General features: G+C 40.0%; 13 protein-coding genes and 1 pseudogene. 8 read left to right on the forward strand and 6 right to left on the reverse strand.

All coding sequences use genetic code 11. From position 1 onward, the window contains the following. Positions 1–400: 400 nt before the first annotated feature. Positions 401–724 carry a hypothetical protein gene (locus PN447_RS13810; RefSeq protein WP_271734528.1) on the reverse strand — a complete coding sequence of 108 codons (324 nt, stop codon included), beginning with the start codon at positions 722–724 and terminating at the stop codon, positions 401–403. A 675-nt stretch (positions 725–1,399) separates the two neighbouring features. On the opposite strand from PN447_RS13810, the gene PN447_RS13815 reads away from it, so the two are divergent. The 5 genes and pseudogenes from PN447_RS13815 to PN447_RS13835 all read left to right on the forward strand — a co-directional run bounded on the left by PN447_RS13815 (position 1,400) and on the right by PN447_RS13835 (position 8,518). Continuing rightward, complete coding sequence (locus PN447_RS13815; protein WP_271763616.1) at positions 1,400–1,663, forward strand: hypothetical protein; 264 nt, start codon at positions 1,400–1,402, stop codon at positions 1,661–1,663. Positions 1,664–2,016: 353 nt separating this feature from the next. After that, positions 2,017–2,298 (forward strand): hypothetical protein, encoded by a 282-nt coding sequence (locus PN447_RS13820; protein ID WP_271763617.1) that lies wholly within the window; start codon positions 2,017–2,019, stop codon positions 2,296–2,298. A 23-nt stretch (positions 2,299–2,321) separates the two neighbouring features. Beyond that, a pseudogene (locus tag PN447_RS13825) lies at positions 2,322–6,059 on the forward strand (SDR family NAD(P)-dependent oxidoreductase); the annotation flags it as partial. Between the two features lie 49 nt (positions 6,060–6,108). Beyond that, positions 6,109–6,717, forward strand: a complete 609-nt coding sequence (locus PN447_RS13830; RefSeq protein ID WP_271763618.1) for a hypothetical protein — start codon at positions 6,109–6,111, stop codon at positions 6,715–6,717. Between the two features lie 133 nt (positions 6,718–6,850). Beyond that, positions 6,851–8,518 (forward strand): PfaD family polyunsaturated fatty acid/polyketide biosynthesis protein, encoded by a 1,668-nt coding sequence (locus PN447_RS13835; protein ID WP_271763619.1) that lies wholly within the window; start codon positions 6,851–6,853, stop codon positions 8,516–8,518. Positions 8,519–8,692: 174 nt separating this feature from the next. Here PN447_RS13835 and PN447_RS13840 read toward each other — a convergent pair whose 3' ends face one another. The 4 genes from PN447_RS13840 to PN447_RS13855 all read right to left on the reverse strand — a co-directional run bounded on the left by PN447_RS13840 (position 8,693) and on the right by PN447_RS13855 (position 11,213). Further along, positions 8,693–9,034, reverse strand: a complete 342-nt coding sequence (locus PN447_RS13840) for a cupin domain-containing protein (RefSeq protein WP_271763620.1) — start codon at positions 9,032–9,034, stop codon at positions 8,693–8,695. A 48-nt stretch (positions 9,035–9,082) separates the two neighbouring features. Continuing rightward, positions 9,083–9,484 carry a hypothetical protein gene (locus PN447_RS13845; RefSeq protein WP_271763621.1) on the reverse strand — a complete coding sequence of 134 codons (402 nt, stop codon included), beginning with the start codon at positions 9,482–9,484 and terminating at the stop codon, positions 9,083–9,085. Between the two features lie 197 nt (positions 9,485–9,681). Then, on the reverse strand, positions 9,682–10,773 hold the full coding sequence (locus PN447_RS13850; protein WP_271763622.1) for a DJ-1/PfpI/YhbO family deglycase/protease: 1,092 nt from the start codon (positions 10,771–10,773) through the stop codon (positions 9,682–9,684). 53 nt (positions 10,774–10,826) lie between these two features. Next, positions 10,827–11,213, reverse strand: a complete 387-nt coding sequence (locus PN447_RS13855; RefSeq protein WP_271763623.1) for a DUF2267 domain-containing protein — start codon at positions 11,211–11,213, stop codon at positions 10,827–10,829. A 262-nt stretch (positions 11,214–11,475) separates the two neighbouring features. Here PN447_RS13855 and PN447_RS13860 point away from each other — a divergent pair, with 262 nt between their 5' ends. After that, entirely contained in the window at positions 11,476–11,874 is a 399-nt protein-coding gene (locus PN447_RS13860) for a DUF6335 family protein (protein WP_271763624.1), read from the forward strand. A gap of 42 nt (positions 11,875–11,916) precedes the next feature. Here PN447_RS13860 and PN447_RS13865 read toward each other — a convergent pair whose 3' ends face one another. Continuing rightward, on the reverse strand, positions 11,917–12,306 hold the full coding sequence (locus PN447_RS13865; RefSeq protein ID WP_271763625.1) for a hypothetical protein: 390 nt from the start codon (positions 12,304–12,306) through the stop codon (positions 11,917–11,919). Positions 12,307–12,437: 131 nt separating this feature from the next. Between PN447_RS13865 and PN447_RS13870 the strand changes: the two genes are divergently transcribed. Continuing rightward, positions 12,438–12,788 carry a nuclear transport factor 2 family protein gene (locus tag PN447_RS13870; RefSeq protein WP_271763626.1) on the forward strand — a complete coding sequence of 117 codons (351 nt, stop codon included), beginning with the start codon at positions 12,438–12,440 and terminating at the stop codon, positions 12,786–12,788. A 73-nt stretch (positions 12,789–12,861) separates the two neighbouring features. Further along, positions 12,862–13,653, forward strand: coding sequence for an MBL fold metallo-hydrolase (locus PN447_RS13875; protein WP_271763627.1), 792 nt, complete (start codon positions 12,862–12,864; stop codon positions 13,651–13,653). Positions 13,654–13,980: the final 327 nt, after the last annotated feature.

Below are 13,980 nucleotides of genomic sequence, written 5' to 3' on the forward strand. Positions count from 1 at the left end.
AAGGAAGGAAAGTGGACAAGGAAGATTTTATACGGACAATGGTCTTTTAAGGGGCTATTTTTCTTACTAAGAATACAGACTTTGTACTGTTTTTCTCCCTGGTCACCTTGTCCACCTTGTCCACCTTGTCTTGTCCTTATGAGGGGAGGGGACTGGATTTGATTGTTTTTTGTGTGTTCCCTGTTCCCTGAAACTAAACAACTTTGTACCTCACGAGCATGGGAAATGCTATAAGTGCTTTTGCTTGGGTATCATAATCACTTTTTTTTCTGAGTTAGAGATATCTTTTGTTGGTGAAGATATACGACAGTCGTCGTATATCCTGTCTGCTTGTGAATAATCCCCGTAAAACTATGGAATACATGAGCAGCATCCGCTTTTAATAAAGCTTCAGACATTCTTACTTGTTAATCACCGCGGCTTGTTCGTTTTTCAAAATTGCTAAGTATTCACTCCGTGTTCCATCTATCCGGTAATGGTCGCAAATTTTGCATAGTTTCAAAACATCCAATCGGCTGAATAGTTTTTGATGCTGAATCTTATTATCAGTCCTCCATCGCCAAAAAGTTGTTCGATCAATACGACGATTACTTTCAGGCCATCTTCGTCTAGATAGAAAATCTATTATTTCTTGTTCATAAAACGAGTAGCCCTTGGGCAATTTTAGAAGTTCTTCTCTTAACTCAATTAGCGGTATGAGTGGATCTAACTCAGATAGTCTCATGCCAGCAATCCTTTATAGTTTCGTGTCCGTCTAATGATGTACAATACTTAATGCAGCACGGTTTAATCATATGCAAGTGCATTGTGTGAGCACGTGAATTTCCCTGAAGAGAGATAGGAGACCATCAAGTAATTGTATGTCTCTGTATTTCTCAGATTGGCAATTCAACAGGATTTGATTAGCCTTTATATCACCTACCATAAACATCTTGATACTCAATTGCAACCCATAAGCAACATATTTGAAAATAAATTTTAAAATGAAAAAATGGCAATTTGGCACAGAGATAATGTGTAAATACGTTATGGGAATTAAGCAACTCTTAAAATTTTATTTTATCAAGTAAAAATGCTACATAATCACATCATATATTGAAAATAATGATTTCCAATTTTAATCAATCTTTAGGCAGATGTAAAAAATGTTAGATAAATTAAGTATCTAAATTTAATATTTTTGACACATAGATTTATAGTAGGATACAACAGTCTTAGAAAATAAACTTAAAAACCCCTTGGCAACAAATCCGAAAAGTCTCATCTATGCAATTTATATGCAATTGATACCAATAAAACCTTACTCTATGACATACTAGTAAGTCAGACATTAAATAATCATTGAGTTCATACTTACTGCCCTTCCAAGAGCATAGACAAAATGAGATTACAGAGATTCATGCTCTCCTTACCAAGTTTTGATAATCAGAGGCTAATTTTTCATGCCGCTCGCCAAACTCTTCGCAAAGCTGAAATGGCACGACTAGCCGTGCATGAATGGCTAAATCACCATGATTTTGAACTAGAAGAGTGGAAAAATAAAACGGCTTCTGAGCTTGGTATTAGTATTAGTGAGCTAGAGCAGAAACTATTAGCTGTTAATCAGAAACAGGCAATGAAGACAAAAGAAGATAATCATGGGGATTCAGAAAACAATCATTGATCAAGTTAATCAAGTTAATCATGTCTAAGCACAACCATATGACCAATAAATTGCCCGGCTGATATCATCCGGCTTAACAGGGTGTTTCATCTATGTTAGACATATGGAGTTGCATATGAGTTGAGATCAAGAATCAAACATCCTAATATAACTGTAATTAGCTTAATCGATGTGCATGAGGCTGAGGTTTCGAGATTCAACTATTCCACCCACCTATGGCAAACTTCCATATATCTGCTGTTGATGTTTCCAGAATAACCTTGTGGAGCATAGATTATTCTCAACTCTGTCATTGACACAGCAAGACTCTCAAACTATCTAAATTTGACAAGCAAAATAGTGACCGTGAATTCATGACTACTTTTACAATTGAAGCTCAATTACAACAGTTGCAAGAAGATATCAGCAATTGTGAAAATTTTCTGCTTCAGATCATACAGGGTAAGAAAATAATGCTGACAAATGTATCGTTAAAAGCTAGGGAAATTAACACAAAACGGCAACAGACCCCAATTGCCATCATCAGCATTGCTTCTATATTCCCCCAAGCCAAAAACTTACAGGAATATTGGGAAAACATTACCTTTTTACTTCTGAGGATTCGGGTCAGAAAACCACACCTACAAACAAGGTAGTAGTGAATGGTATTGCAAAATCTATGAACAACAGCCAATCAGACCAACAGGATAGCAACTCTACACCAACCAATTTAGAAACATTTGTGAATTACCAAAGGGCTATAGAAAACTTAGAGTATACTCTCATCCAATTAAATCGCCATCAACGTCAAATCTTGCAGGTTCATGAACAATCTTTGCGGCATCAAACAGAATATACTAAAACCTTTTTCGGGCTGATGCAACAACAGCATATCCTCTGGGGAAATGGTAAATTCATTGAGCAACAACCCGAAACCCACCAACTAGCCATCTCCAGTTCAGAACGTAGCATGATGCGGTTTCACGATCATCAAGCTGATAGCCTCCGCATTCATGAGCAATATCTGAAGTATCAGCAAGAATATACTCATAACTTTTTCCAGTTAGTCCAGCAACATCAACTACCAACCTGTGATGACAGCATTCAACACAGTTTGAATACTCCGGTATACCGAGAAGATCCGCCGATACCAGTAACAGCCGTATCGGCTGTGGCGACTGAATCACAGACGGTTACAACTAACGGTAATGGTAACGGTAATGGTAACGGTAATGGTAAGGGTGCACATCATCAAACCATACCACTTACAGATATAATTGCCACCCGGCAGAATCCCACTGCAATCATAGTAGCTACACCACCCGTAGATATTGATCCAGCTACCCTGCGGCCCACTCTGCTCACCATTGTCAGTGATAAAACAGGGTACCCCAGTGAAATGTTAGAGATGTCCATGGACATTGAAGCAGATTTAGGGATTGATTCCATCAAACGGGTGGAGATTTTGGGAGCATTATTAGAAATATACCCAGATTTACCCAGGCCTAATTCAGAGGAACTGGCACAGCTACGGACTCTGGCTGAAATAGCCGAGTACATCAGGACTATAGCAACGCCCACCATCAATGAGGTATTAGTAGAACAGCCGAAGGAAGAGATATCTCCTGTATCGTCTCCAATTCCAGAGAATCTCAGCCAAATACTCCTCACCATCGTGAGTGATAAAACAGGCTACCCCAGTGAAATGTTGGAGATGTCCATGGATATTGAAGCAGATTTGGGGATTGATTCCATCAAACGTGTAGAGATTCTGGGAGCATTATTAGAGCTATACCCCGATTTACCCGGGCCAAATCTAGAGGAACTGGCTCCACTGCGTACCCTCCAAGAAATAGTTGAGTACATAGAAAAGACAGCCCAAATGTTGGCCATACAGATAGAGGAAACTCAGCCAGACGAACTTCAGACAGAACAAGCTCAAAACTCTTCTTCCCTGCATCCTCACTCCGTAATTCGTCGCTGTCCTGTTCAACTCCAATTTCTGCCTGAACCAGATGTTTTAGATTTCACCTTACCAGCACAACATATTGCTTTGCTCACCGATGATGGTTCCCTGACTACTACGAAACTAGCTGAGACTTTGACCAAGCGGGGCTGGAAAACCGTGGTTTTAAGTTTTCCTCAAACCCTGATTGGTCAACAATCACCTTTACCTTCAGGTATCAATCGCGTGGTACTGTCAGATTTGAGCGAGGAACATTTAGAACAACAGTTAGCCGCGATCGCTTCGGAATATGGTCAAGTGGCTGCGTTTATTCATCTCAATCCCCCAAGTCGGGAAGATACAAGTAATCATGTCCGGTATCTGGAAACAGAAAAATCTCTTGTGCGTCACGTCTTTCTCATGGCTAAATACCTGAAAGAATCTTTGAATGAAGCAGCGGAGCAAGGACGCAGTTGTTTCTTCACGGTTGCTCATCTGGATGGGGAATTCGGACTAGGACACAAAAGTAACTTTGGCGCCATTAGTAGTGGATTGTTCGGACTGACCAAAACTGTGAACCAAGAATGGGAACCTGTATTTTGCCGAGCTTTAGATATCAGTCCTGATTTAGATCCTCAAACCTCGGTAGAGCATATCCTCGCTGAACTTCACGACCATAACAGATTGGTTGTGGAAGTGGGATATGGTTCCCAAGGACGTAGAACCTTGGTCTGTGAACCGAAATTAGATGGGATTTTTGATTCTCCAATCCCCAATCCCCAATCCCAAGTATTTCTTGTCAGTGGTGGTGCAAGGGGGATAACAGCTAAATGTGTGATTTCACTAGCACAGCGTTATCAATGCAAATTTATTCTCCTAGGGCGTTCTGTTGCTGAACCTGAACCTGTATGGGCTGAAGGTTATGTGACCGAAGCGGAATTGAAAAAGCGGATTATGGAGGATTTTGCCGCTCAAGGAGATAAACCCACACCTGCAATGGTGCAGAAAAAGTTTCAGAATATTGTATCCTGGAGGGAAATAGCTGCCACTTTACAAGCTATTCAAGAGGCGGGTGGACAAGCTGAATATTTGAGTGTGGATGTCACCGATGCGATCGCCCTTTCTGAGCAGGTTAATGCTGCTGTTGAGCGTCTGGGTGCAGTTACAGGTATTATTCATGGATCGGGTAATCTAGCTGATCAGCGGATTGAGAAAAAAACAGTTCAAGACTTTGAGATGGTTTACGCTGCTAAGGTTAAAGGTTTAGAAAACCTTTTACGGTGTATCCCCGCCCATCAACTGCAATATTTAGTCTTGTTTTCCTCTGTAGTGGGCTTTTATGGCAATGTGGGACAGTCAGATTATGCGATCGCTAATGAAATTCTCAACAAATCAGCCCATCTCTTCAAACGCAACCATCCCAATTGTCATGTAGTCGCAATTAACTGGGGTTCTTGGGACAGTAGTATGGTATCTGCTGAATTAAAAAAAGCTTTTGCGGAACGCAATATCGAGACAATTCCTGTAGAAGTTGGGACGCGGATGTTAGTTGAGCAAATAGATCAGGCAAATCAGGATACCACACAACTAGTAATTGGTAGTCCTCTTGTCTACGCACCAAAAACCTTAAACCCAGAGTTAAAAAGTTTTCGCATCCAACGGCGGTTAACATTAGCAGCCAACCCATTTTTATTAGACCACGTAATTGCAGGTAAACCAGTTCTACCCGCTAGTTGTGCCTTTACTTGGATTGCTAATACCTGTGAACAACTTTATCCCGGTTATAAATTCTTTTCTGCCGACAGCTTCAAGGTTTTTAAGGGCATTATCTTTGAAGATAATCAACCCCATAAATACACTTTAGATTTAGTAGAAATCGCTAAATCTGACCACAAAGAAATCGAATTTCAGGCTAAAATCTGGAGTAATACTTCCGGCAAAGTCCGTTATCATTTCAGCGTCAACATCAAATTAAAAAGGCAAATTCCAGTAGCTCCAGCTGATGAAATGTTTAATCAGGAGCTAACCAACCCCGATGTCAAGAAGTCATTTTATCAAAACGGTTCCTCAAGTTTATTTCATGGTTCCCCTTTCCAGGGCGTACAAAGTGTTTTAAATATTAGCTCTGAAAAAATTACTATAGATTGCCTATTACCTCCCCTAGAAGCAATAAAACAAGGGCAGTTTCCAGTTCAAACATTGAACCCTTATATTATTGATGTTCAAATTCACGCCCTGTGGATTTGGTCACAGCATTTTTATCAAGTAGGTTGTTTACCAGCAGAAATTCATTATTTTGAACAGTTCGCAAACCTCCCAGGTGAAAAATTCTACATCTCTTGTGAAGTGAAATCAAAGACAGAATCGGCAGTGGTAGCAGATGTGATCGTACACGATGAGCAAGGAAAAATATATTCCCGTATGAACAGTGCAAGAGGCATTTTTCTATCACGACAATTGGCCAAGATTTAACTACACATGCGCAACTAAAAAATTAAATAACATTTTTAGGAGTTGGGTGATGGGAAAATTAACACAGAATCAAAATCAAATACTAGATGAAAATATCACCTTGGGTAGTCAGAAAAGTGATGACATATTTCTGGGTAAGAATAAGCAGGAAATATTCCCAGAAAAATTTTATACTCCATCAATTAGTCCTCCCACTCAGCAGTATGAATTAGTGGAATTTAGTCAAGCCAGACCCACATATTCTCTGAATAAAAATTCAGTATTAGCTGATAAAAAGAGATTTATAAGCAACTTAATCGCCGGGAATGATAAAGCTTCTAGTGTATTATTGAAGGATAGACCAAGCGCTGACTTGTCAGTTAATCTTAGGGCTTCGCTACCCAAGCTATCACACAGTGCGGGAGTTAATCACACTATTTCACCTCAAGAAGATGAGATTTTTATTGCGGAAAAACGAGATTACGAAAATGATAATACAGTTTATAAAAAACAGCTAGAGAATTTACGCAATCCTCAGTATCAGAAGCTGATATATAATGCTTTTTACATGGCACAAAACCACAGGAATGTATTAGAAATACGACAACAAGCACTACATCAAATCAGCGCCATAATTCAGCAACAACTAAATCTGTACCAGAAAATATTTAACGAATAAATAAATTTATTAATCCGCGAAGGTATTTACTGATGATAATAAAGCCATAACCATTAATTATTAATTAATTACAAACTGCACCCACCTAAACTTACTGCTCATAATGGCTAACGAATAACACACCAATAACGTCATGATGAACAATAATTTACTCAGCTATAAACGCGAAAATTCACTGTTAAAAACATCTAACTTTTTTGTCAGTAACCGTCAAGCATGGCATGGTGATATAAATACAATATCTTTTGATGGTAATGGCATAAGAGCTAAACTAATTAACTTAGCTAAACCTTGTTACATTATCAGAGTAGAAGATAAAATTGGTGTTACTAATGAAGGAGAATTAATTCATTATCCTAATAGCAAAACTGGACAAGAAATGTTAATGTCGGTGCCACCTATGCAGGTTCAACAGTTAGGCGATCCCAAGTTTCTAGATTTCCATAATGTTAAATATGCCTATGCTACTGGTTCCATGGCGCATGGTATTGCTTCTGAAGAATTAGTAATAGCTCTTGGTAAGGAGAAAATTTTAAGTTCATTTGGTGCTGGTGGTCTCTCTCCTGACCGTGTGGAAGCAGCCATCAAGCGTATTCAGCAAGCCCTACCCGAAGGAATTTACGCTTTTAACTTACTTCATAGTCCCAGTGAACCTACTCTTGAACGTGGTACAATTGATTTGTATTTGAAATATCAAGTCAGAACAATAGAAGCATCTGCATTTTTAGATTTAACTGACAACGTTGTCTACTACCGGGTTGCGGGACTAGGCTTGAATGCGGCTAATCAAATCCAAATTAAAAATAAAGTCATTGCCAAAGTTTCTCGCCGAGAAGTGGCCACAAAATTCTTAGAACCTGCTCCTGTGAAAATTCTTAAAAGATTAGTACAGCAAGGTCTAATCAGTGAATTACAGGCAAGTATAGCCGCAAAAGTTCCCATGGCTGACGATATTACCGTGGAAGCAGATTCGGGTGGTCACACAGATAATCGTCCCTTAGTTTGTCTGTTACCATCTATTTTGGAATTAAGAGATCAAATTCAAGGCCAATATGGTTACGAAAGACCAGTCAGAATTGGAGTAGCGGGAGGAATTGCGACTCCCCAATCAGTATTAGCTGGTTTTATGATGGGTGCTGCTTATGTGGTTACTGGTTCCATTAACCAATCCTGTATTGAAGCTGGAACTTCTGAATATACTAAACAATTGCTAGCCCAAGCGGATATGGCTGATGTGATCATGGCTCCAGCAGCAGATATGTTTGAGATGGGAGTAAAACTGCAAGTTCTCAAAAGAGGAACGCTCTTTCCTCTCCGAGCGCAAAAACTGTTTGACTTATACAAAAACTATGATTCAATTGAAGATATACCTGTTACCGAAAGAGAGAAGATAGAAAAGCAAATCTTCAGAAATAGTCTAGATAGCATTTGGCAAGAAACAGTTAATTATTTATCTCAACGTCATCCCGAAAAACTGCACAAAGCCGCCAACAATCCCAAGCTGAAAATGGCTCTAATTTTTCGCTGGTATCTAGCATTGTCTTCTCATTGGTCTAACTCTGGTGAGAAAGGTCGGGAAATTGATTATCAAATCTGGTGCGGTCCATCCATGGGAAGCTTCAATAACTGGATACAAGGTTCTTACTTGGCAGATTTAAATAATCGCAAGGTAGTTGATGTTGCCCATCATATGATGATAGGAGCAGCATTTTTATACAGATTACAAAATCTGAAGATTCAAGGATTACAAATACCCGATTCTTATACTCAGTATCATCCAGTCATTTCTGGTAAATTGTAAGCATTTTTGCTCATGAATGTATGGAAAACATGATTGATAATAGAAAACTGGCATACCTTGAGCAGGCTATGGAGAACTTAAATAGCCGTGCTAAAACCTGGAATATAGTGCTGAGACACAAATTGAGTTAGGTGGTAAGCATTTTGCTTCTCTCAAGGAACAGCACCAAAAGCTTTAACTTTCATCTCGTCCATGAATCTGAGCAGGTGGACTGGTTGCTTCAACTGCGGTAAATGGTTCCAGAATTTTGTAGGTGTGATTTGCACCTTTTGGAACTACCCAGGAACTCCCCGGTTCTAATAAAATCATTTGTCCTTCTATGTGCAATTCCGCCCGTCCTTGGATGGTATAGCCAACTGTTTCGTAGTCGCGGGATGTAGGCTGTTTGTCTGCGCTTGGTTGTTCCTGTTCCCAAAGACGCATAGAAATTGATTTCCCAGAGGCTAGATACTTCTGACCGAGTTCACCTGTAGGAGAATGGTTAGAGTCTACTTTTTTAACACTTTTATCAGTCATATTTAATTAACCACCTTAGGTTTGGAGTTCAATTTTGATGCAGGTAGTTTATCTTTTATTCACTTGTGGTTTATTTCCTTGGTAATATCCATGTCGAGTGCGAATAATTGGCTCAACGGTTGTTTCTACTTGCTGTTTTGCTGAATCTAAAAATTCTTTTGTGGATCGAGGTGTTGCTTGATCTAGGTTAAGTTTTTCTCTAAGGTTTTCAGCAGTTTTTTTGAGTTTCTTCTGGGTATTATCAAGTTGTTTTTCTCTCCTGGGGGCTTTATCATCAGGTGTACCTTGGTAATAAATGCCTTCGGGAGTTTTTATTGTGTCAGCTTTGGCTAAGAGCATCTGATTACCGTGGTTAAAAATCTGAAATGAGAAAAAGGCAAAACCTGTCAGAAAGAGGATGATAATCTGACGCAGAAGGATATTTTGCAACCCGGAAAAGAAGCATTTCATAAAAATACTCTGTGATGAAATGACTATTTTGTTTATTAACAAAGCGTAGCTTCTCCCCAGGGGAGAGGGAGACAAGCAAAGAAGCTGCGGTTGTGGATGATGAGGCAAAAATTAGAGCAGCGGGGACTGGCTAAGGGATCAAGATTGTGAATTGATTCTCCCAGCCGCAACCCTATTTCCTCGCAGTTGCTAGATATCTACAGAGCTACCCCTGTGGTGGGCTTGGGAGGCTGAATTTCAGTGCCTATGCGTCTGCGATATAGTTGTGCTAATCGCTGCTCATATTTAAGTAAGTCCTGGTAAATTTCCTTAAATATCGCGGTTGCTACGGGGTCGGTATACATTGCAGACAAATTGCTAATATCGCCAAGACCTGTTTGTACATCTCCTAGGGCGCAACGTAACTGATAGATGTCATCGCTACCAGTAAAGGTACTTTTAACTTTGGCGTATTGATTGGCGATATTTGCCACTATGGAAGGTTTTTCATGGAGTGTGTTGAGATAGGTTTCCAATTTCTGAATGTGGACCTGTCTATTACTAATCATCTCTTGAAACAGCGATCGCACTTCGTGATCTGATTCTTTTTGGGTGTACTGTTCTAAGGCTTCCATTGAATAACGCTCCCCACTCAGTGCTATATTCAACCCCCTGGTAATTTCACCTTTGGTAGAACCACCCCAAGCATCAGCGAGTTTCCACCACTGGGCGCTGGTATCTTTCTCATCTGGAAGTGCAGCATCTTTACCACCGTACCCCAGACGACTGAGCAATGCTGTGGTGAAAATCCCTAAGTCTCCTGGTTCCCGTGAGGTAATTAAATTCCTGTCTACCACCAAGGGTTCATCTAGGTAATTTGCACCTGCATTAATCATATCTTTGCGGATAGCAGTAAAGCCCGTGGCTTTTCTACCTGTGAGCAAATCACCTTCAATTAAAAGTTGCGGCCCGTGACATACAGCTGCTACCCATTTCCCTTGTTCCATGGCTTTTTGCACAAAGCTGACTGTGTTCGGGTTCCGCCGCATTTTATCCGGGGCCATACCACCGGGAATTACTACTGCGTCAAATTCCGCTGCTATGGCTTCTGTGGTGGTAGCGTCGGGCTGAACTGAAACTTTACCTCGTTTACCTTTATATTTTTCATTCATGCGTGAACCGAGGACAACTATCTCCATCCCGGCTTGCTTTAGTCCATTAGACGGGATAGTAAATTCTATATCCTCAAATCCATGTTCTATGAGGATGGCGACTTTTTTCTTCCGGGAATGATTGTTATGATTGGTCATGATTTTTGCCTAGGTTAATAATTTTACTCAATAGGATGCTTGACTGCAGGAATTTAAGTTGGTGATGTGGTGAATAGTTCCTCATAGTCATGATCAAAATAATTATGAAATTTGCTGAATTTCTCAGGATTAATGGCGTTTTGTAAGACTGCAAATACAGCCCTAACATGAATGGCGCTGGTTGTCGGTTCTATATTTTCTCTTTGACTCACACGACTAATGAATTCTTGCAGGTTGAAAGGTTCACTAATTTCTCCTTCTCGCCTTTGCAAAGATTGAGCTAATTCTTGTGGTAATTCTGCTGCTACTTCTTTGAATTCATCGCCGGGGATACGCTCTGTGATGGTTTCTAAGGTAGCACGGGTGGCGCGTTCCGCCTCTTCACGAGAATTTGATTGAGCTAGGCTTTGTACGTGTGTAATAAACTCGTTATATTGCATTCTATACCTCTTTTTATTGTAATTTGTGATTCAGAGGAGACTATTGATTTAATTCCTTTTTAATTCCTAATATATGGATTTCATTCCTACACAGTTGAGGAATTTCAATTTAGACTTATTTATTAAAGTATCTTCTAATTACTATTTTTTCTTCGTACTCAGGGGATAGATTTTTTTATCACTAAAGTAATATACCCTTGGTGATACTGTCTTTACGTTTGGTAAGGTTATGATGAATCGGTAAATAGAATTAATATTATTTATGGAAGAAAATAATCAGAATCAAGAAGTCAATTCTGAGGATTTAAGCGCAGAAATTACCGAATCTTACGGTACTGGTGTTAAGGATTTGCCGGGGTATAATATTGGCGGGCGATCGCTCAGACAAAGAAAACGTCAGTATACACACACAAGTCCGGAAATTACTGGCGGTGATGTTGATGCTTATTGGCAACAGGAAGATACGGTCGGAGATGAAGCTGTAGGTGGTACTGCCCCTACTCCTGATCAAAGTGTAACTGATGATTTAGGAAAGGCAGTAGGATTACCGATGAATGACGGTGATTTTCTCCATACTGAGGATATTTTAGAGCGGCGTGATCATTCTCGCTGGGAATTAGATCCGATGTCTTCTGATGATTATCAAGAGCGGAAAGAATGAACCCAAAACTTAAAATTTTAAGTTTTGGGATGTGAGGATAAGTTAAAACTTAATGCCTAATTGGCCATTAAATCCTCGCACAGAATTGTAACCTGCACCGATAAAAATATTATCCGTAGCACCTATTTGGACACCGCCAGAAACAGCAACACCTTGGTCTTCTGAATACCAGCCAAGTCCGAGATAAGGTGAAATCACTGGTAAACTGAAGAATTTTAAAACATCCCCTCCAGTAGCACCTTCGGGACCTCTACCGACTTCAAAACCAAAATCTAAAACTCTCACACCAGCAGCATAGGTGACTTCTCCATCCTTTTCACCCACAGAAACCCAGGGTTGTGGTAACAATTGGGCAGGTGCTGGACTGGGGACAAATACAGTTAAGCAAGTTAAGGATGGAATGAGTATTTTGGCAATAACCGATTTTTTCACCGTTTTTATGGGAAACTACCTGTCATATTGTATTGCAACTCTCAGGTAAACCATCCAGCTTTGAGTATTTTTCCGTGAATTTACTGTAAAATCAAAAGATATTTTTAATCTATCAGTTATCAACTCCCATCATGTCACCCCAAACCATTGAAAAAATTGTATCTGCCTACTTTGCAAATATTGCCGCAATGAATCCAGAAGGGTGGGTGAATAACTTTGCAGAAGATGCGATCAGTTATGACCCAGTTGGTGCAGCACCAGCAAAAGTACATGAGGGATATCGCGAGTTTATTGGGCAGTTACAAGCATTTTTTGAGAAATTGGAGCCAAAAACAGAGCATATATTTGTGGCTGGTAATGAAGCGGCGCTAAAATGGACAATGGAAGGTGTGAGTAAGACAGGTAAGCCAGTTATCTTTGCAGGAATTACGATTTTTGAAATCAACTCAGCTGGTAAGATTCAAACAACTCGCGCTTACTGAAATCCGCAGGAAATGATAGCCCAATTGCGGTGAACTCATCCATAATAGGGTAAGTATTATTTTTAATTTGATTATGTACCTAACTTGGTTAGACAGCAATAGTTGGTTGCTGGAAATTGGTAACCAACGGATACTACTGGATCCTTGGCTGGTTGGTTCTTTAACTTTTGGCAATTTAGATTGGTTTTTCAAAGGTTCTCGGACACAAGAACGCCCCATACCACAAAATATTGATTTGATTTTGCTGTCTCAAGGTTTAGAAGACCACGCTCATCCACCCACTCTTAAACAACTAGATCATGAAATTAAGGTTGTGGGTTCTGCCAATGCGGCCAAACTATCACGTGAGTTGGGCTACAATTACGTAACATCCCTGAAGCACGGGGAAAGTTTCAACTTGAATGAACAAGTGGAAATCACAGCTGTTCCCGGCTCTGTGGTAGGTTATAATTTGGTAGAAAATGGTTATCTGATTAAAGAATTAACCAGTGGGTTAACAATTTATTATGAGCCTCATGGGTCTCATTCGCCGGAAATTAAACAATTTGCACCGGTTGACGTGGTGATTACGCCGATAGTAGATATAACATTGCCTTTGGGTGTGCCAATTATTAAAGGTAGAAAGAGTGCATTGGAAGTTGCACAATGGTTACAACCTCAAATTATGCTTCCCACGGCTGCGGGTGGAGATGTGGTTTTTGAAGGTGTGCTGACGAAATTCTTGAAAGCTCAAGGAAGTGTGGCAGAATTTAATTCCCTACTGCAGCAGTATAATTTGTCTACCCAGGTGATGGAACTCACCCCGGGCGATCGCCGAGAATTGCAATTGACGAATAATTCAACTGTGAGCAAGTCCAAGCTCTAGATATGGCGGTTAGCCGTTGGCGATTTTAGTCGCCATCCCAATTCTCAAATCAATTGTGTTTGTACTTACCAAGCACCTGTAGAAAATATAGAGGGGGCTGTATTGACTAAAAACAGCCACGATAGTGATCGTGACTGAGTAATTTGAATTAACTGATTTTTACTTTTGAGAATCAACCAGGATGAAACTGCTATATAAAACCTAGACAAAGCTAGACTTTACTTTCTACTTCAACGGGAGCATGGGAGCGGTTATCCCTGGTGTAGACTTGCACGCCCTAGCCAGACGCGATATTTCTCAAGTTAAGATTTACAAGAAAGACTACCG

Origin of the sequence: Anabaena sp. CS-542/02 (genome assembly GCF_028331085.1) — a bacterium.
Taxonomy (GTDB): Bacteria; Cyanobacteriota; Cyanobacteriia; order Cyanobacteriales; family Nostocaceae; genus Anabaenopsis; species Anabaenopsis arnoldii.